Below are 18,823 nucleotides of genomic sequence, written 5' to 3'. Positions count from 1 at the left end.
TCGGAGGCGTCCCCCTAGTCGCGTACGGTGACGCGCTCCGCCTCCTGCACAGTGGACTTGACGACCACGACGGACCGCTGCGGGCGACGCGGGGCGCGCAGTCCCGTGAGGGTGATCAGCAGCCCGGCCGCAGCGATGGCCGTGACCACGACAAGGCCGGGGCGGTAGCTGTCGAGGACGGCCTGCGGGGTGGCGTTCTCGGGGGCGCCCGCCGTCACCACGGCGGTGACGACGGCCAGGAAGATCGCACCGCCGACCTGGACCGAGGTGTTGAGCAGTCCGGAGACCATGCCCTGCTCGTGGTCCTCGACGCCGTTGGTGGCCTGGATGTTGAGCGACGGGAAGACCAGTGCGCAGGCGGCGCCGATGAGCAGCATCGACGGCAGGATCGCGGCGGCGTACCCCGGGTCCAGGTCGACCCCCAGGAACAGTGCGTAACCGACGACCATCAGTGCGAAGCCGGCCGGGATCAGCCGCTGAGTGCCGAACCGGTCGACGATCGAGCCGACCTTCGTCGAGGACACCGCCACCAGCGCGCCCGCGGGCAGGAAGGCGAGCGCGGTGTGCAGCGCCGACCAGCCGAGCAGTGACTGCATGTACAGGGTCACGAGGAACTGGAAGCCCACGTACGAGCCGAAGAAGGCCATGGCACCGAGCTGGGCGCGGATCTGGGTGCCGGAGCGCAGCACGCCGAGCCGGACCAGCGGACCCGGCGAACGCCGCTCGACGAGGACGAACACCGTCAGCAGTACGGCCACGGCGAGGAAGGACAGCAGGGTGCGGGCCGAGGCCCAGCCGGACTCCGGAGCCTGGACGACGGTGAAGACCAGCAGCAGCATCGAGGCGGTGCCGAGAACAGCGCCGGGGATGTCGTAGCCGTTGTGGTCCTTCTCGCGGGCGCTGCGCGGCAGCAGCCTGAGTCCGGCGACGAGCGCGATCAGCGCGATGGGCGCGGGCAGCAGCATGGTCAGCCGCCAACTGGCCTCGGTGAGCAGGCCGGACAGCACCAGGCCCATGGAGAAGCCGGTGGCGGCGCAGGTGGTGTAGATGGAGAGCGCGCGGTTGCGCAGCGGGCCCTCCGGGAACGTCGTGGTGATGATGGACAGGCCCGCGGGCGCGGTGAAGGCCGCGCTCAGGCCCTTGATGAACCGGCTGGCGATCAGCAGCGGGCCCGAGTCGACGAGGCCGCCGAGCAGTGAGGCGACCGCGAACACGCCGAGGGCGATCAGGAAGACCTGGCGCCGGCCCAGCAGGTCGGCGGCCCGGCCGCCCAGGAGCAGGAGACCGCCGTAGCCGAGGATGTAGCCGCTGACGATCCATTGCAGTGTGGAGGTGGAGAGGCCCAGGTCGGCGCCGATGGACGGCAGCGCGACGCCGACCATCGACACGTCCAGCGCGTCCAGGAACATCGCGGCGCACAGCACCAGCAGGGTGCCCCAGAGCCTGGGTGTCCAGCGGACCGCTGAGGAAGGGTCCGTGGGGGTGGTGAGCGGAGAGGTCATGCCGAAGAGATTACATGCGCATGCATCGGATGCAAGCGCATTTAATTCTGATGCAATAATTCTTCTTCTCTGCTACGGTGCCGCCCATGGCGGCGAAGAAGCCCGAGCAGGAGCTCGCGGAACAGTGGCGGGACCTCCTGGCGCTGCACGCGCGCACGCAGTGCGAACTGGACCGTGCTCTTCATCAACACGGCCTGTGCGGCAGCGACTTCGAGGTGCTGGACGTCCTGGCCGACGGCGGCTGCGCCTACCGCGTGCAGGAGATCTCCGAGCGGGTCCATCTGAGCCAGAGCGCGCTGTCGCGACTGATCGCCCGGCTGGAGAAGGACGGGCTCGTCGAGCGCGGCATGTGCCCGGAGGACCGGCGGGGCGTGCAGGTGTCCCTCACATCGAAGGGACGCGCGTTGCACGGCGACGCCCTGCCGGTGCAACGCGCGGTCCTGACAAGGATGTTGGAGCCGTCCTAGTGCTGCACCGCACAAGTTCCGCCGATGGCTGTCGGGCGGTGAGGTGTTTGTTGATGGCGTCGATGTCGAGGCGGTCACGCGTGGTGCGGGTGCCCCACGGTTGCCGCCACGATGAGCGACGCGGTGTTGCTGAGGCCGGGGTGTTCCCGGTTTGTGTATCAGCAGGGTCGTTGCCCGCCTGACCCAGCCGCCCGCCGGACTCACTGCTGACCTGGCCCGGCCGGTGGAGGGTCAGTGACCGGCGCCGGCCTTGACCGCTTTCGTGGCGAAGTAGCCGGAGAGCCAGCCGGCGGTGGCCTCCGAGTGGTGCGGCGCCTCGGCGAAGCCGGTGATGGCGAAGCCCGCCGCGATCTGCCCGCCGAGCTGCTCGGTGAGCGTGTGGCTGTACTCCACCGGCGCGTCGAGGCCCCACAGCCGTTCCCGCTCGGCGGGCTCCAGGTGGGTGAGGTCGCTGTAGGGCAGACGGTGGCGCACCACCAGCTCGCCGCGCGCCTCCAAGGACTCGGCGTCGAAGAGGTAGACGTCCGGGTTGAGGAAGCCGGACAGCAGCGTCCCGCCGGGGCGCAGCACGCGGTGGCACTCGCGCCAGACCGGCGCAAGCTCCGGGATGAACAGGTTGGAGACCGGGTGGACGACAAGGTCGAACGAGGCGTCCGGGAACGGGCTCAGGTCGCGCGCGTCGCCGAGCACGGTGCGTAGGTCGAGCCCCTCCCGCGCCGCGACCATCTCGTCCTGCGCCAGCTGGCGGGGCGAGTTGTCGAAGACGGTCACCCGCGCGCCCGCCGCGGCCAGCACCGGACCCTGCTGCCCGCCGCCGGAGGCGAGGCAGAGCACGTCGCGACCGGCGATCTCCGGCGGGAACCAGGTCGGGTCGACCGGCTGGTACCCGATCAGGACGATGGACCACTGGCCGGCCCGCGCCTTCGCGATCACCTCGGGGCCGACCGGGCGTGACCACTCGTTGCCCTCCTCCACCTCGCGGTCCCAGGCAAGGCGGTTGTGCGCGACGGGGTCGACGGGAGTCTGGCTCATACGCCGTACCCTAGTTGCTCTGTACCGCACAAGAGTTGCTGCACCGCACAAGTCCCGCCGATGGCTCGGGCGGTGAGGTGCTGGTTGATGGCGTCGGTGGTGAGGCGGTCGGGATCGAAGGTGCCGCCGATCCAGTCGAGGAGTTCTTCGTGCTGCTCGTGCTGGGGGTCGGTGATCGCGGCGAGGAAGTCCGCGTAGCCCCAGGGGCCGCCGCGGTCCTCGGGTGGGCAGGCTCGACGGCCGGTCAGGCAGCGCGGGTAGGTGGCACCTGGCGCGGTGGACAGGACCTTCTCCACCTCGATGTGGTGGACCCAGTCGTCGCCGACGTCATAGGTGCAGCTGACGTGTCGCCGACGGTGGGAGCGACCGTATCCAGCGGGGGCCTTCCGCTCGTCGCGGTGACCGGGTTCGCTGTCGCGTAGCCCGTCGTCGCCGGCCGGGAGGGTGAAGAGGTGCATGTGGTGGTTCTCCCAGCCCGTCGCGGGCTGGATCGCCAGGTGCAGACGGGCGAGTCTGAGGTCGGCCGGGACCTGCAGCCGCCGCCAGATCGGCGGGTGGATGTCGGCCAGGGTGACCTTGATCTGACGGACGGAGTCAGCGGGCATGGCACTCTTCCCTCGCGGCTGCGGGCTCGTCCCCGGTCTGGCGGGGTCGACCGTCGTAGTTCCAACGGAACGGACAAGCCGTCTCGTTGTGGACGATGGCGAAGTCGCTGACCTTCTCAAGCAGGTCGGTGCGGGAGGAGAAGTCGCCGTGACGCAGGACGGCGCGGGCCGGCAGGGAGAAGGAGATCTCCACCTGGTTCAGCCAGGAGTCTTGCTCGGGGGTGTAGTGCGGCACGATCCGCGGATGCCGCTTCAGCCACGCCCGGATGGCCCTGGAAGTGTGCGAGGAGCCGTTGTCCAGGATCAGATGGATCGTCAGCCCGGCTGGAACGCACCGCTGAAGCCGGGCCAGGAACCGGATGAAGTGCGCGAGTCGTTGCGCTCCAGCTCCTCCATGACCACCTGACCGGTGTGCACGTCCAGCGCGACGGTGACCGAGACGGTGCCGTGGCGGATGTACTCGCATTCCCGCCGCCGCACCCGTCCCGGGCCCGGCGGCCGACCGGGATGCTTGCGCGAGCGGGCGGCCATCGCGGTCTTCTCGTCCACTGACAGCACCATTGAGCCCGGCGGGCAGATGCGGTAGAGGGCGCATACCTCGGCCGCCTTGGCGAAGAACTGCGGGTCGGCGGGCCGGGTCGGCCAGCCTCGGACCCGGTGCGGCTTGAGCCGCAGCTCGGCCAGGATGCGTCCGACCTGGGAGGCGGAGATGCCCGTGTCCGCCAGATGATCGGCGATCAGCCGATGCGACCCGCCGTCACAGGGGTGCGGCGGCGTGCTGGTGGCCGCCGCCACGACCCGCAGCCTCACCTGCGGCCCGTAGACCGGCGGCCGGCCCGAGCGGGGCCGGTCCTTCTGTCCGGCCATTCCCTCCCGGGCGAACCGGTCCCGCCATCGCACCACCGGCGAGACATCTACCCGGACGATCTCCGCCATCCGCCAGGCCCGACAGCCACCGGCCGCGAGCAGGACTGTGTGAGCCCGCCGGGCATCGCGCTGCGGCGTGGTATCGGCCCGTACCCGTGCCTCCAGCACACGCCGATCATCAGCGTCAAGCACCATGCCCGGTCAACGAGCCGATGGCCATCGCGGAACGTCCGCGGCGCAGCACTAGCCCACGGCGGACTTCTCCCGCCACAGGCCGGCGACCGACACGTCCCCGGTCACCCGCGGGAACGGCAACCGGTTCCACAGCGCCAGATACAGCCGGGCGGCGGGCCCGGACACCTCGCAGTCGGCCTTCCCCGCATCGCCGTACTCGGCCGCGGGCGGTTCCTGCGTCAGTCGTACGGTCCACACGGCGCCGTCCGTGTCGCTCGCCCGCACCCGCAGCACCCGGGGCTCGTCGGCGCGGACCCTGCTCTTCGCGCGGGCGTGGAAGCCGCGCAGCAACTCGTCGATGCCGTCGGCCGCGAAGTCCCGGCCGAGCTCCTCGGAGGTGCCGCCGCGGGCCGCCTCCGCGTCGAAGCGGTGCACGGCTGTCTCGTGCGCCTGCCGCCGGGCCCAGAACGCGAGCGGCGACGGGGCCGGCAGGAACTGGAAGCACTGCAAGCCGGGGTCGGCGGCGCCGAGGGCACCGACCAGGAGGCGGTGTCCCTCGCGGAACCAGTCGAGCAACTCCGCACCGTCGAGATCGGGCCGGTCGGGGAAGGGAACGGGGTCGGAGTGTCCCTCGGCCACGAACGCGGTCGCCCAACGGTGCACGGTCCCCGTGTGCTTCAGCAGGTCCCGCACCTGCCAGTCCGGGCAGGTCGGCACCTTGGCGTCCGGTCCGGCCTGCTCGGCGGCCGACGCGAGCAACAGGCCTTCCCGGTTCAGGATGTGGATGAACTCGGCAGTCTCCATGGACTGAGTGTGCCCCAGGGCGATGCCCTGCTCGCGCGCCTTCCACACTTCGTCGTCAGGGGATGACATCGACCAAGTCACCAGTCGCGGGCGGCCTGGAGCAGGTGGTCGCGGACGAGCGCCACGTGCGGGTTGCCGGAGGTGCCGGGCCGCTGCACCAGGAAGCTCGTGTTGAGGGGCGGGTCTTCGGGGTCGTGGAGCAGGACCAGGGTCCCCGAACGCAGCTCCTCGACGCACAGATAACGGGGGAGCACGGTGAATCCGGTGCCGCCGACGACCGCGGCCTTGACCGCGTTCAGGTCCGGCATCGTGACCGCGGGCTGGCGGACCAGACGTCGGCCGAAGACGTGCCGCCAGTAGCGGCGCACGATGGGCAGATCGTCGGCGTAGGCGACGAGCGGGACGCCGTGCAGCGCGGGCGCGACGGACGCGGGGGCGCTCAGCCGCTGTGCCCAGGTGGGAGAGGCGACCAGCACGAACTCCTCGTCGTTGAGGGGCACGGCCGTCAGGGTCCGGCCGCGCGGCCGGAACGTGGCGATCACCAGGTCGTGGCGGCCCGCGCGCAGGTCGTCCAGGAGCGGTTCGGTCAGACCCGGCGTGATGCGCAGCCGTACCCCTTGGTCCACCAGGGGCGCGAGACCGGGCAGGACGCACCGGGACAGCAGCTCGGCCGGGCCGGCGAGATGCACCGGCTCCGCCGGGGCGTCCTCCCTGTCCCCGGCGGGCCCTGCCACCATGGCGAGCGAGTCCAGGGGCTGCACGATCCTGGCGGCGAGCTCGTCCGCGTAGGGCGCCGGGGTCACGCCCCGCGCCCGGCGCTCGAACAGCTCGCGGCCCAACCGCCGCTCCAGAGTGCGGATCTGGGTGGTGACCGTGGGCTGGGACAGGCCGAGCAGAGGGGCGGCGGCGGTGAAGGAGCCGGTGCGGTACACCGTCAGGAACGTCCGCAGCAGGTTCAGGTCCAGCGGGACGCCGAAGGTCTGCCCCGGCTCCTCGAAGCCATTGGTGTTCCTATCCCTCATATGCCTGAGCCTATTGGATTTCTATGGCAGGGCGGGACTACGGTCTCACCATGTCGAAGATTCTCTTTGTGATGACCGGTGCCGACCACTGGACCCTGGCCGACGGCACCCAGCACCCCACCGGCTTCTGGGCCGAGGAGGCCGTCGCTCCCTACGAGGCATTCAAGGCCGCCGGACACGAGATCGTCGTGGCCACCCCTGGCGGTGTCGTGCCGACCGTGGACAAGGGCAGCCTCGCGGCCGAGGTCAACGGCGGCCAGGAGAACGCCGACCGCATCGCCGGGGTGCTCGCCTCGGCCGCCGAACTCCAGCAGCCGGTACGGCTGGAGGACGTGAACCTCGACGACTACGCGGCCGTCTTCTACCCCGGCGGCCACGGACCGATGGAGGACCTCGCGGTCGACGCGGACTCGGGCCGGCTGCTCACCCTCGCCCTGGAGAGCGGCAAGCCTCTCGGTGTCGTCTGCCACGCCCCCGCCGCCCTGCTCGTGGCGACGAAGGCCGACGGCTCCAACGCGTTCGCCGGGCGCCGGGTGGCCGCCTTCACCAACGCCGAGGAGACCCAGGCGGGCCTCGCCGGCAAGGCCAAGTGGCTGCTCCAGGACCGGCTCACCGAGGCCGGCGTCCAGGTCGACGTGTCCGAGCCCTGGGCTCCGCATGTGATCGTCGACGGCAACCTGGTGACCGGGCAGAACCCGGCGTCCTCCGCGCCCCTCGCCGTCGAACTGCTGAAGAAGCTGGACTGATCCCTCGGGCTCAGACCCCGAGAGCGGGCAGCACCACGGCGTCGGTGCAGGTGCCGACGAAGGCCGGGTCGGCCGACGCCCACCCCGCACGGGCAGCCTCGACACGGGCATCGGGATCTTGTACGACGCCCTCGCCGAGACCTGCGACAGCCCCCGGCCGGCTGATCGCGGCCCGCTGCACCTTCGAACGTCGCGGAGACCTTCACGACCCCGGTCGCCTCCTTCAGTACCTACGTCGCGTGCCTCCGTGGCGTCACCGTGCGTGGGGTCCGGGAGGGGTTCCTCGACCTGTTCCTGCGCGGGGTGCGTGCCCGAGCGCGGGGCCCGGCCCTGAAGGACAGGGGGCCGAGCCTCTGAGGCTCCTCAAGTCGCTTGGCGGACACGGAACATGGCCGTCACGATGAGCCGCATGTCGGGAATCGCGGGACTGAACAAGAAACACAACTTCGTGCTGCTCGTCCGGGACACGGACGTCGTCGGAGCGGCCCTGCGCCAGGCACTGGCCGAGGCCCCGCCCGAGGAACGCCCCGGGCTGGAACGCGCCCTGGCACTCGTCGAGTCCACCGCCGCCGCCACCGAGACCGAGCTGCGCGCCCGCTGGGTCCGCTCCCGGTGGGCCGCCGTCGGCTTCACGGGCGACATCACCTCGGTCGCGGCGGTACGGGCACTGCGCAAGGCGGAGCCGAAGCTGAGCCTGTTGGCGGCCGTGGAGTTGCAGAAGGAGGCGGTGGCCCATCCCGAGTGATCCGGCGGGCCTGCGCCTGTGCGCGCATCAGCCCGCCGCGCGTCGGGTCAGCAGTGCGATGACCGCGGCGGTGGCGGCGAGCGCCGCGACGCTGGTGAGGGCGGCGGGGAGGGAGAACCAGTCGGCCATGAAGCCGATGGCGGGCGGGCCGAGGAGCATGCCGCCGTAGCCGAGGGTGGAGGCGATGGCCACCCCGTCGGGCCCGGCCAGCCTGCCCGCGCGCTCGACGGCGACGGGGAAGAGGTTGGCGAGGCCGAGCCCGGTGATCATGAAGCCGAGCAGTGCCGCCCAGACGGCGGGGGCGAGGGCGCCGAGCAGCATGCCGAGGGCGGCCGTGGTGCCGCCGCCCACGAGCGTGCGGGTCTGGCCGAGTCGTTCGAGCAGCCTGGTACCGGTCAGCCTGCCGATGGTCATGGCGAGCGCGAAACACGAGTAACCGACCGCGGCGACGCCGGGTGTGGCGTCCAGGTCGTGCTCCAGATGCAGGGCGCTCCAGTCGGCCAGCGCGCCCTCGCCGTAGGCCGTGCACAGGGCGATCAGGCCGAAGGTGATGACCAGACCGCGGGTGCGGGTGCCCCGGCGGCGGGGCGCGGACGTCTGCCGGGGCACCTCCTGCGGGGGTGTCGGGGCCGGGATGCGCAGCAGGGTCCGGCCCGCGACGGCGGTGACGAGCAGTCCGATCACGGTGAGGCCGAACAGGTGCCGTGTGGGGGACAGGGCTCCGGCGACCAGCCCGCCGAGCCCGGCACCGAGCATTCCGCCCAGGCTGAAGGCGGCGTGGAAGCTGGGCATGATGGGCCGCCGCAGAGCGCCCACGAGATCGACCGCGGCGCTGTTGAAGGCGACGTTGATGCTGCCGTACGCGGCGCCGAAGACCAGGAGTACGGCGCCGAGTGCCACCGCGGAGTGGGTGAGCGGCGGCAGCGCGACGCTGAGGGAGAGCAGGACGGCGCAGACGACGGTGACCCGGTGGGTGCCGTAACGGCGGCAGAGGCGGCCGGTGAGCATCATGGTGATCACCGCACCGGCCGAGACGCCGAGGAGGGCGAGGCCCAGGGCGCTGGCGGAGGCGCCGGTCTGTTCCTTGATCGCGGGGATGCGGACGACCCACCCGGCGAAGACGAAGCCGTCGAGGGCGAAGAAGACGGTGAGGGCGATACGGAGTCGGGTGAGGGTGTCGTCCGGCACGGTGATGCGCGTACGCATTTTGTTTATGAGCGGCACAAAGTGATCGTAGGCGTGTGCTCGATTGTCGGCAAGGGTGTTCGAGTGAGCGGGGGGTGTGGGGGTGGCCGCGGCGGACGTGGGAAACAGGTCCGGCCGTCGGGCCCGACGATCACCACGGGCTTGAGGCCCACCGCCGTCAGATCCGCACCCCCTGCATGCCAACTTCACCCGGTTGCTCGCGAGTCCGGTGCGGTGACTTGGATGCTGGAAAGCACGGAGCTGCCAGGCGGTTGGCTCAGGGGCGGTTCCTCGAGGGCGAGAGGAGCGCTCCTGGTGGTGCCTGGTGCACGGGGTGTCATGGCCGGGGCAGGGCCGGTCGAGGTCGCGCGGCTCGGTGGGCTGTGGCGGGTGACCCGGCCCTGGCATCCGGGGGTTACGGCCGTACTTACGCAGTTGTGTCGGCTACTGGGAAGCGGTGGCCACACCGTACGAGGCACGGTTGGTGCCGACGGGGCGCGCGACCCTGTTGATCAGTCTCGCGGAGCCGTTCTCACAGGTACGCCGGCTGGGCGTGCCGGACGCGGGCAGTGGGAACATCGGGTCGCTGGTGGTAGGGCTGGAGGACCGGCCCGCGACCTGTACGCATCCCGGCGGCCAGGAGGCGACCCGGGTGGAGTTCACGCCACTGGGTGCGTACCGGCTGTTCGGCCTGCCGATGGGCGAGTTGACGAATCTGGCCGTCGAGATCCGGGACGTTCTGGGGCCCGAAGCCGGGGTGTTGGTGGAGCGGATGGCGGCCACTCCTGACTGGACCGCCAGCTTCGACCTGCTGGACGCGGCGCTGCTCGCCCGGCTCGAGTACGGCCCGCGGCCCACGCCCGAGGTGGGACGCGCCTCTGCCAATTGCTCGCCGGCAGCGCGGAGGCGATCCCGATCACCCGTATCGCCGCCGAAGTGGGGTGGAGCAAGGGGTACTTGACCTGCCGGTCCACGCAGCAGATCGGACTCACCCCCAAGGCGTCCGCCCGGGTGCTGCGCTTCCGTCACGCCGTGGCGTTGCTCGGTCGCGGGGCCACGAGTCTGACCGAGATCTCACGGTCTGCGGCTTCTACGATCAGGCGCACCTCAACCGTGAGTTCCGGGCCATCGCCGGGACCACGCCCGGACAGATGGTGTCCTCGCGACACGTGGAGGGGACGTTGGCTCTCTCTGGCTCTCTCCACGAGTGCAAATTTGTCCAAGACCGCGTCGAGTGCGGGCCTGTAGCGTGCGCGCTTGAACAACCGGCGGCCGGTCGGATGGCACGGGGGACCGTCCGACCGGTCGGCCCGCGCCGTCCGAGGCCGCAGAGGAAGCCGCCCGGCCAGGACACGTCCATCGGCTCAGGAACCGCACTGGCCGTCTCCCTGTGGCAGCGGGGCGGTTGAGAATCCGCGCAGGCGTTGCGGCCCAAGTGCGTCGCGGCGGCTGAGCGCTCGTCGCCCTCCGGCGCGACGTTCTCGATCTGCCGACCACGGAGACGACCCACCAGGCCGGCGGTCACCTGGGACGAGTTCCTTCTTTCCGCGGTCGGTGGGCGCCTGCGCTGGTGGGCCCCGGTACCCGACTGTCTCCACCTCCACAGCGGTGACTTCACCGTCGAGGTTGCGACACCGTACGCCGGCACCCCGCCGACGGAGCGGTCACGGGGAGGACGGCCACCTCGCCGACGTGGGCCTGCGCTACGAGCTCGTGATCGACCGGACGGTGCGAGGGCTTCAGGTGGTCCGCGGTGGGCGTGCGGTCGCCCCGCTGGAGGTGCTGTCACCGAAGGTGCAAGAGGTCGTGCGGCGGGGATCTGGTCCATATCGGCGCCCAGGGACGCGAAGCTGCATGGACACGCGGCTCCGCCTCAGCCTGCCCGCAGCCAAGGGGCCCCCTACCCGCGGAACGGCACCGCCGATTCGATCTTCGAACGAATCTCCCGCATCACCGCCACAATGCGCCGCTCATGCTCCGCTGTGAGCCGGGACACCGGCACCGAGCAACTGATCGCATCGACGGCCGGCGCGTCGTACCGCAAGGCGAACCCGAAGCCGGCGATGCCGACGACCGTCTCCTCCCGGTCGACCGAGTAACCACGCGCCCGTACCTCCGCGAGATCGGCCAGCAGAGTGGCCCGAGCGATATGGGTGTTGGCCGTGAGCGCCCTCAACGGCTCGTCACCGAGCGGGAGGTCGTCGTCGGCACGCTCCGCGAGCAGTGCCTTGCCCAGTGCCCCGGCGTGCGCGGGCACCCGCCGGCCCACGCGGCTGATCGTGCGCAGGTACTCGTGCGACTCCCGTGTCGCGAGGTAGACCACGTCCGAACCGTCCAGTCGCGCAAGGTGGATGGTCTCGCCGAGCGCGTCCGACGCCTCGTCGAGATACGGCCGCACCGCGCGGACGTACAGGTCGCTGTCCAGATAGCTGGTCCCGGTGAGCAGGGCGCGGATCCCGACGCTGTAGAGGGATCCGGTCGCGTCGGTGCGGACCCAGCCGCACTCCACGAGGGTCTGGAGGAGGGCGTACATGCTGCTGCGCGGCACCCCCAACGCCTCGGAGAGTTCGCGCAGCCGCGCGGGCCGCTCGCCCCGCGCGGCGAGCAGCTCGAGCACCGCGACGGTACGGACCGCCGACTTCACCTCGGGTACGCCTGCGCGCTGCGACATGGGCCGATCGTAAGGCGATTCGTGCAGACCCATTGACCCCCGGTGATCTGTCCATCTAGCCTCCGTCCTCATATGTAGACAACGTCTTTGTATGAGGATCGCGTTCAGCAGAGTGACTTCAAGGGATGCTCCGGTGAACTCTCCTCATCGCACTGCCAGTTCAAAGGAGAACTGACACATGCCACTCGTCGTGGTCGGGATCAGCGTCCTCGTCCTGCTCTTTTTGATGACGAAGCTGAGACTGAACGGCTTCGCCGCCCTCCTCCTGGTCGCCGTGGGTGTCGCCCTGGTACGCGGCATCGGCCTCGAGGACATACCGGACGTCCTCTCCGAGGGCATCGGTGACCAGATCGGCGACACGATGCTCACCATCGGGCTCGGCGCCATGGTCGGTCGTGTGATGGGGGACTCCGGCGCCGCGCAACGGATCGCCGGCAAACTCCTCGACGTCTGCGGCCCGCGCTGGGTGCAGGTCGCCATGGTGCTGTCCGCGATGCTCATCGGTGTGACGATGTTCTACGAGGTGGCCTTCGTGATCATCGTGCCGATCGCCTTCACCCTCGTCCGGGTCACCCGGGTGAACCTCCTCTGGGTGGGACTGCCGATGTCGATCGCCCTGTCCACCATGCACAGTTTCCTGCCGCCCCACCCGGGCCCCACGGCCGTGGCCGCCACCTTCCACGCCTCTGTCGGACTGACCCTGTTCTACGGCCTGTTCATCGCGGTCCCGGTCGGCGCGTTCATCGCGCTGCTGTGGCCGCGCCTGCCGTTCGTCCGGCGGATGAACCCCGAGATCCCCAAGGGCCTGGTCAGCGACCGGGTCTTCGAGGAGGAGGAGATGCCCGGCATGGCCTGGTCGCTGGCGGTGGCCCTGCTGCCCGTCGTGCTGATCGCCGGTGCCGCGGTGACCGACCTGGCCACCTCGGGGGACAGCGCCGGGCTGCACTTCGTCGCCTTCATCGGCTCCGCGCCGATCGCCCTGCTGCTGACGCTGCTCGTGGCCGTCTGGGTCTTCGGGCCGCGCATGGGGCGCAGCCTGGCCGAGGTCAGTACCTCGTGCAAGGAGGCCGCCCAGGCCATGGCGATGATCCTGCTGGTCATCGGCGCGGGCGGTGCCTTCAAGAACGTCCTCGTCGAGGGCGGGATATCCGACTACATCAAGGACGCGACCGACGGCTGGTCCATCTCGCCGATCATCCTGGCCTGGCTGATCGCCGCGATCCTGCGCGTGGCCCTCGGGTCCGCGACCGTCGCGGTCGTCACCGCCTCCGGCGTGGCACTGCCGCTGCTCGCGGGAAGCGGGGTCCACGCCGAGGTCATGGTGCTCGCCGTCTCCTGCGGGTCGATCGCCTTCTCGCACGTCAACGACCCGGGCTTCTGGATGTTCAAGGAGTACTTCAACCTGTCCGTCATCGACGCGATCAAGGCGCGCACCACGTACACGACGGTACTCGCGATCCTGGGCCTCGGCGGTGTACTGGTGCTGGAACAGGTGCTGGACGCCCTGAAGGTCTGACCTCTCCCTCATCACTCGTCAGAAGGACCGCCTCGCCATGAGCCAGCCCGTCGTCACGAAGTTCTCCGTCTATCCCGTCGCCGGCCGGGACTCCATGCTCCTGAACCTCTCCGGTGCCCACGCTCCCTACTTCACCCGGAACGTCGTCGTCCTCGAGGACTCCGAGGGACGCACCGGCCTCGGCGAGGTGCCGGGCGGCGACGGCATCACGCGCACCCTCCGCGACGCCGAGCGGCTGGTCGTCGGTGCCCGTGTCGGCGACTACAAGCGCGTCCTGCGCACTCTCCACGACACCTTCGCCGACCGTGACTCGGGCGGCCGCGGTGCCCAGACCTTCGATCTGCGGACGACCGTGCACGCGGTCACCGCCGTCGAGTCGGCGCTTCTGGACCTGCTCGGACAGCACCTCGACGTCCCGGTCGTGACGTTGCTCGGCGACGGCCGGCAGCGCGCTGCCGTACGGGTTCTGGGATACCTCTTCTACGTCGGCGACCCGGGCCGCACCGACCTCGACTACGTCCGTGAGCCCGGTGCGGAAGCGGAGTGGTACCGCATCCGGCGCGAGGAGGCACTGACCCCCGAGGCGATCGTCCGCCAGGCCGAGGCCACCTACGACCACTACGGCTTCCGTGACTTCAAGCTCAAGGGCGGTGTCCTGCCGGGCAGCGAGGAGGTGAAAGCCGTCCACGCGCTCAAGGAGCGGTTCCCCGAGGCCCGGATCACCCTCGATCCGAACGGTGCCTGGTCCCTGCGCGAGGCGGTCGAGCTGTGCCGTCCGCTCGTCGGCACGCTCGCCTATGCCGAGGATCCGTGCGGTGCGGAAGGCGGTTACTCGGGCCGGGAGATCCTCGCCGAGTTCCGCCGGGCCACCGGGCTGCCCACCGCGACCAACATGATCGCCACGGACTGGCGGCAGCTGACCCACGCCCTGGCCCTGCAGTCGGTGTCCATCCCGCTCGCCGACCCGCACTTCTGGACCATGCAGGGCTCGGTCCGGGTCGCGCAGCTGTGCCATGCCATGGGGCTGACCTGGGGCTGCCACTCCAACAACCACTTCGACATCTCGCTCGCGATGATGGCGCACTGCGGTGCCGCCGCCCCGGGCGAGTACAACGCCCTCGACACCCACTGGATCTGGCAGGAAGGCCTGGAACGGCTCACCGTCGAACCGCCGCGGATCACCGGCGGCGAGGTCGCCGTCCCGGACACGCCCGGTCTCGGGGTCCGTCTGGACATGGACCGGCTCCTCGCGGCACACGAACTGCACGAGCAGGTCGCCTCGTCGGGGCGCGACGACGCCGTCGGGATGCGGTACCTGGTCAAGGACTGGGCCTTCGACGCCAAGCGTCCCTGTCTCGTGCGCTGAGCCGGAGCGGCGAGGGGGTGTCGCCGGATTCCGGGCGTCCGAAGTCGTTGACATGACCAAGACACCTCATTAGCATCCGGGACACCTTGGAAAGCGCTTTCCAGTTCATGCCTCGACTTCCCCCCACGGGATCCACCCCCCACAGGATCCACCCCCACAAGAGGACCCCACATGAACCCACGAAAGACCGCAGTGGCAGCAGCGCTCGCCGCCCTGCTTCTGGCCGGCCCCGGCGTCGCCCAGGCCGCCCCGCCCGCCGCGCCCGCACCCCAGGAACAGGTCGCGGCGGCCACCATCACCTGGACCCTGGAGCGGGCGAGCAACCCGACCGCGGACCAGCAGGCGGCGTACACCCTCATCACCTCGGCGATGAACGCCGCGGTGGCGCGCTACAACAACCTCAGCGACCTGGGGAAGTCCATCACCGTCCGCTACGACACGAGCGTGCCCACCGCGGACGGCAACCTCAACGGAACCATCCGCTTCGGCAGCAACCGCAGTTACATGACCGAGCGGACCGCTCTGCACGAGATCGCCCACACCATCGGCGTGGGCACGAGCTCGGGCTGGTCCTCTCTCGGCGGCAGTGGCACCTGGACGGGTGCTCAGGCGACGGCCCTCGTGCGGCAGTTCGACGGTTCCTCGGCCAAGTTGTCCACCGGCGGCGGGCACTTCTGGCCCTACGGCCTCAACTATGAGAACGAGTTCTCCGGCACGGCGGCCGACCGCCACGTGCGGATCGTCGACGCGATGGTGCGTGACGGTCTGTGAGCTGAGGGGTTGGTGTCCGGGGGCGGAAAACCGCTCCCGGACCCGGTGTTCGGGAGCAGGAGCGGCCCCTGCGGGGAAGGGCCCTTGTCGACCGGCATCTCACCCGCGCACTGGAGGCTCCCTTGGACGCCCACGGCACACATGACACCTTCCGGACCGGTCCGCTCTCCCGCCGCAGATTCCTCCAGGCCGCCGGTGTCACCGCCACCGCCGTCGCGGCCGCCGGTCCACCCGCCTCGGCCGAGCCCTCCCACACGGTCACCCTCTCCCTCACCGCCGCCACCGGCGGTTCCGCGACGCTCTCCCCGGCAGGCGACCGGCTCGTCGCCGAAGTGCAGAACGTGCTCTGGTCCATTCCGCGCACCGGTGGCACCGCCGTCGCGCTCACCTCGCCCGGCCTCGAACCCACCCGTCCGCAGTTCTCGCCCGACGGCGGCCGCCTCGTCGTGTGCGCCTACCGCGGCGGCGGCTTCCACCTCTGGACGCTGCGGTCCGACGGCAGCGACGTACGACAGCTCACCGACGGGCCCTGGGACGACCGCGGCCCCGCCTGGTCGCCGGACGGCACCCGGGTCGCGTTCGCCTCCGAGCGCGGCGGCGACACCGTGACCGGCAGCCCGTACCGCATCTGGGTCGTCGACGTACGCTCCGGCGCACTGACCCGGCTCACCGGACGCGCCGCCCAGCAAGGCCCTGTACAGGGGCGTGCCTGGGAGGACTTCGACCCGACCTGGTCGGCGGACGGCGAGCGCGTGCTGTTCGTGCGCGCGGCCGTCACCACCACGGGCACCCTGCGCGCCGACACCGTCGCCTCGGTCGCCGCCGACGGTTCGGGACCGGTCACCGTCGAGCACACCGACGATTCCGGCGCCCAGCTCATGACCCCGGCCGTCTCACCGGGCGGCCGCCTCGCGTATCTGCGCACCACGCCCGCCCCCAGCGCCTCGTGCACCCTCGTCGTGGACGGCACGCCGATCGCCATCGACGGCGACGTCCTTCCGGCGCCGCCCCGCTGGACCGACGGCGAACGGCTCCTGCTCGCGGTGGACGGTCACTTCCGCCTCGCGGACCCCGAGGCGCCCGCGGCGGGGGAGGAGATCCCGTTCACGGCCGCAATGCCCGTGCCACGGCCCCGCTACCGCGGCAAGGCGTACGACTTCGAAGGCGCCGGCACCCGGCCCGTGCGCGCCCTGCATCTGCCCGCCCTCTCGCCCGACGGACGCAGTGTCGCCTTCGCCGCGCTCAACTCCCTGTGGACCGCCGGGACGACGGGCGGGCGAGCACCCCGCAGGGTGCTCCAAGTCCCGCACACGCGCTATGTGCTGGGGCCGACCTGGACACCCGACGGCACGGGGCTGGTCTTCGCCGACGACCGGGACGGACTGTTCGCCGTACGGCGCCGGGACCTCGACTCCGGCGAGGAGACCGTGCTTGCCGACGGCGGCCGGGTCTTCCCCGCCCTCTCGCCCGACGGGACCCGGCTGGCCTGCCTGGACATGTCCGGCACCCTGGTCGTGCGCGACCTGCCCGACGGCAGCGAACGGGCCCTCGTCGCACCGCTCGGCGCGGGCGGTCTGCCGGGCCGCCCCAGCTGGTCTCCCGACGGGCGGTACCTCGCCCTGTGCGATCGCAACCGACTCAACCAGCGCTTCCGCGAGGGCTACAACCTCATCCGGGTCGTCGACACCACTACCGGCACCGCCGCCCTGCACGCCCTCGCCCCGCACACCTCTGTCTCCGACCGCTACGACTCCGGCCCGGTCTGGTCGCCGGACGGCCGCTGGATGGCCGTGGTCGCCGAGTCCGCTCTGTGGCTGCTGCCGGTCCGCTCGGACGGTACCCCCGACGGTGCGCCGCGCCGCCTCACCACCGAGCCCGCCGACCACCCCTCCTGGTCCGCCGACGGCCACACCCTGCTCCACCTCTCCGCCGGCGCCCTGCGCCTGATCGACGTCCGCAGCGGCAAGGCCCGTACCGTCAAGGTGTCGTTGGAGTACCGGCGCCCCCGCCCCGCCGACACGCTCGTGCACGCCGGCCGCTTCTGGGACGGCACCGGACCGGACGTCCGCGAGGACATCGACATCCTGATCCGTGACGGCCGTATCGCGGAGGTCTCCCCGCACCGCACCGGGCGATCGGCCGCACGCCGACTCGACGCGAGCGACCGCACCGTGCTCCCAGGGCTCTGGGACGCGCACACCCACCCCTGGCAGAGCACCTACGGCGGACGTCAGACCGCGCTGCAACTCGCCTACGGCATCACCACCGCCGTCTCCCTGGGCGGCTTCGCCTACGAGCAGGCCCGTATCCGTGAGGCGGTCGCCGCCGGAGTACTCGCCGGGCCGCGGCTGCTGGCCACCGGGGAACTGCTCGACGGGGCCCGCGTCGCCTACAGCATGGGCCGCGCGCACCGCACCCCCGAGGGGCTGCGGCGCTCGCTGGAGCGCGGGGCGGCGCTGGACTGGGACTTCGTGAAGACGTACGTCCGTGCCCCTGGCTGGGTGATGAAGGAGGCCGCGGACTTCGCGCACGAGCGGCTCGGTGTGCGCAGCGGCAGCCATCTCTGCACGCCGGGCGTGCAGCTCGGACAGGACCTGACGACCCATCTGCAGGCGACCCAGCGACTGGAGTTCGGGCACGCGACCACCGCCACGGGCCGTGTCCACCAGGACGTCCAGGAGATCTACACCAAGGCGGGCTTCCATCTCGTCGCCACCCCGTTCACGGCGCTCGCCCTGCTGGGCGCGGACCCCGCCCTCGCGGAGGACCGCCGTGTCACCTCCCTGATGCCGCCGTGGGACACCGCGTTGGTCCGCCAGCAGGCCGGTCAGCCGCCCACGGCCGCCCAACTGGCCACTCTCGACCGGGAGATGGCCGTGTATGGGCGCATCCTGGCCGACGGCGGTCATATCGCGCTCGGCACGGACCAGCCACTCGTGCCGGTCGGTCTGCACCTGCACCTCGCCCTGCGGGCGCTGCACCGCGGCGGGCTGTCTCCCGCCGAGGCCCTGCGCACCGCCACCCTGCTGCCCGCCCGTGTGTTCGGCGCGGACGCCGACCTGGGCACGCTGGAGGAGGGCAAGCTCGCCGATCTCACGGTCGTGGACGGTGACCCCTTCACCGACTTCGACACTCTGATCCGCACGGTGGCTGTGCTGCGCGGAGGTGTCTGCTTCGAGCAGACGGACCTCGTGGACGCCTTCGACTCCGTGCGACGCTCCGGTGTGTTCTCCGACGCGACCTCCGAGGCGGAATGGCTCGGCGTGAGCGAACAGCTGCGGCGTGAGGGATGCTGCGATCCGGGGACCGCGCTGTGAGGGACACCGGGCGATGCAGGTCTGACGCCTGGA

General features: G+C 71.1%; 18 protein-coding genes. 8 read left to right on the top strand and 10 right to left on the bottom strand.

What is annotated here, in order from left to right:
* Positions 1-14 precede the first annotated feature (14 nt).
* The gene (locus QF027_RS05635; RefSeq protein ID WP_306985407.1) at positions 15-1,502 is read right to left on the bottom strand and encodes an MFS transporter; all 1,488 of its coding nucleotides are present in this window, start codon (positions 1,500-1,502) and stop codon (positions 15-17) included.
* An 86-nt stretch (positions 1,503-1,588) separates the two neighbouring features.
* On the opposite strand from QF027_RS05635, the gene QF027_RS05630 reads away from it, so the two are divergent.
* A complete protein-coding gene (locus tag QF027_RS05630; RefSeq protein WP_306985409.1) occupies positions 1,589-1,969 on the top strand; it encodes a MarR family winged helix-turn-helix transcriptional regulator in 381 nt (126 codons plus the stop codon).
* Positions 1,970-2,200: 231 nt separating this feature from the next.
* Here QF027_RS05630 and QF027_RS05625 read toward each other — a convergent pair whose 3' ends face one another.
* The 6 genes from QF027_RS05625 to QF027_RS05600 all read right to left on the bottom strand — a co-directional run bounded on the left by QF027_RS05625 (position 2,201) and on the right by QF027_RS05600 (position 6,473).
* Positions 2,201-3,001 (bottom strand): class I SAM-dependent methyltransferase, encoded by an 801-nt coding sequence (locus QF027_RS05625; RefSeq protein WP_307073056.1) that lies wholly within the window; start codon positions 2,999-3,001, stop codon positions 2,201-2,203.
* A complete protein-coding gene (locus QF027_RS05620; RefSeq protein WP_307073054.1) occupies positions 2,998-3,606 on the bottom strand; it encodes a plasmid pRiA4b ORF-3 family protein in 609 nt (202 codons plus the stop codon). Before QF027_RS05620 ends, QF027_RS05625 begins: the two co-directional genes overlap by 4 nt.
* Positions 3,596-3,919 (bottom strand): transposase, encoded by a 324-nt coding sequence (locus QF027_RS05615; protein WP_307082287.1) that lies wholly within the window; start codon positions 3,917-3,919, stop codon positions 3,596-3,598. The genes QF027_RS05620 and QF027_RS05615 overlap by 11 nt, the downstream gene beginning before the upstream one ends.
* 2 nt (positions 3,920-3,921) lie before the next feature.
* Positions 3,922-4,641 (bottom strand): IS630 family transposase, encoded by a 720-nt coding sequence (locus tag QF027_RS05610; RefSeq protein WP_307073053.1) that lies wholly within the window; start codon positions 4,639-4,641, stop codon positions 3,922-3,924.
* A gap of 75 nt (positions 4,642-4,716) precedes the next feature.
* The gene (locus QF027_RS05605; protein ID WP_307082285.1) at positions 4,717-5,451 is read right to left on the bottom strand and encodes a maleylpyruvate isomerase family mycothiol-dependent enzyme; all 735 of its coding nucleotides are present in this window, start codon (positions 5,449-5,451) and stop codon (positions 4,717-4,719) included.
* Between the two features lie 77 nt (positions 5,452-5,528).
* Positions 5,529-6,473 (bottom strand): LysR family transcriptional regulator, encoded by a 945-nt coding sequence (locus QF027_RS05600; RefSeq protein ID WP_307073051.1) that lies wholly within the window; start codon positions 6,471-6,473, stop codon positions 5,529-5,531.
* 50 nt (positions 6,474-6,523) lie between these two features.
* On the opposite strand from QF027_RS05600, the gene QF027_RS05595 reads away from it, so the two are divergent.
* The gene (locus QF027_RS05595) at positions 6,524-7,219 is read left to right on the top strand and encodes a type 1 glutamine amidotransferase domain-containing protein (RefSeq protein WP_307073049.1); all 696 of its coding nucleotides are present in this window, start codon (positions 6,524-6,526) and stop codon (positions 7,217-7,219) included.
* Between the two features lie 10 nt (positions 7,220-7,229).
* Here the strand turns inward: QF027_RS05595 and QF027_RS05590 are convergent, their stop codons facing one another.
* A complete protein-coding gene (locus tag QF027_RS05590; protein ID WP_306985419.1) occupies positions 7,230-7,400 on the bottom strand; it encodes a hypothetical protein in 171 nt (56 codons plus the stop codon).
* 228 nt (positions 7,401-7,628) lie between these two features.
* Here QF027_RS05590 and QF027_RS05585 point away from each other — a divergent pair, with 228 nt between their 5' ends.
* On the top strand, positions 7,629-7,964 hold the full coding sequence (locus tag QF027_RS05585; RefSeq protein WP_307073047.1) for a hypothetical protein: 336 nt from the start codon (positions 7,629-7,631) through the stop codon (positions 7,962-7,964).
* Positions 7,965-7,991: 27 nt separating this feature from the next.
* On the opposite strand, the gene QF027_RS05580 is transcribed toward QF027_RS05585, so the two are convergent.
* Positions 7,992-9,170: an MFS transporter gene (locus tag QF027_RS05580; RefSeq protein WP_307073045.1), complete on the bottom strand. Its 1,179-nt coding sequence runs from the start codon at positions 9,168-9,170 to the stop codon at positions 7,992-7,994.
* Between the two features lie 436 nt (positions 9,171-9,606).
* Here QF027_RS05580 and QF027_RS05575 point away from each other — a divergent pair, with 436 nt between their 5' ends.
* Positions 9,607-10,110 carry a DUF6597 domain-containing transcriptional factor gene (locus QF027_RS05575; RefSeq protein WP_307073043.1) on the top strand — a complete coding sequence of 168 codons (504 nt, stop codon included), beginning with the start codon at positions 9,607-9,609 and terminating at the stop codon, positions 10,108-10,110.
* Between the two features lie 939 nt (positions 10,111-11,049).
* Here the strand turns inward: QF027_RS05575 and QF027_RS05570 are convergent.
* Positions 11,050-11,820, bottom strand: a complete 771-nt coding sequence (locus tag QF027_RS05570) for an IclR family transcriptional regulator (protein WP_307073041.1) — start codon at positions 11,818-11,820, stop codon at positions 11,050-11,052.
* Between the two features lie 178 nt (positions 11,821-11,998).
* Here QF027_RS05570 and QF027_RS05565 point away from each other — a divergent pair, with 178 nt between their 5' ends.
* The 4 genes from QF027_RS05565 (at position 11,999) to QF027_RS05550 (ending at position 18,790) form a co-directional block, all read left to right on the top strand.
* Positions 11,999-13,336, top strand: coding sequence for a gluconate:H+ symporter (locus QF027_RS05565; protein ID WP_307073039.1), 1,338 nt, complete (start codon positions 11,999-12,001; stop codon positions 13,334-13,336).
* 37 nt (positions 13,337-13,373) lie between these two features.
* Positions 13,374-14,702, top strand: a complete 1,329-nt coding sequence (locus tag QF027_RS05560) for an enolase C-terminal domain-like protein (protein WP_307073037.1) — start codon at positions 13,374-13,376, stop codon at positions 14,700-14,702.
* Positions 14,703-14,873: 171 nt separating this feature from the next.
* Positions 14,874-15,473 (top strand): hypothetical protein, encoded by a 600-nt coding sequence (locus QF027_RS05555; protein WP_306985433.1) that lies wholly within the window; start codon positions 14,874-14,876, stop codon positions 15,471-15,473.
* A 122-nt stretch (positions 15,474-15,595) separates the two neighbouring features.
* Positions 15,596-18,790, top strand: a complete 3,195-nt coding sequence (locus tag QF027_RS05550) for an amidohydrolase family protein (protein ID WP_307073035.1) — start codon at positions 15,596-15,598, stop codon at positions 18,788-18,790.
* The last annotated feature ends 33 nt before the right edge of the window (positions 18,791-18,823 follow it).

The organism is Streptomyces canus (assembly GCF_030816965.1).
GTDB lineage: Bacteria > Actinomycetota > Actinomycetes > Streptomycetales > Streptomycetaceae > Streptomyces > Streptomyces canus_E.
Note: the sequence above shows the minus strand (reverse complement) of the source record. Positions and strands in the feature narration are given on the sequence as shown.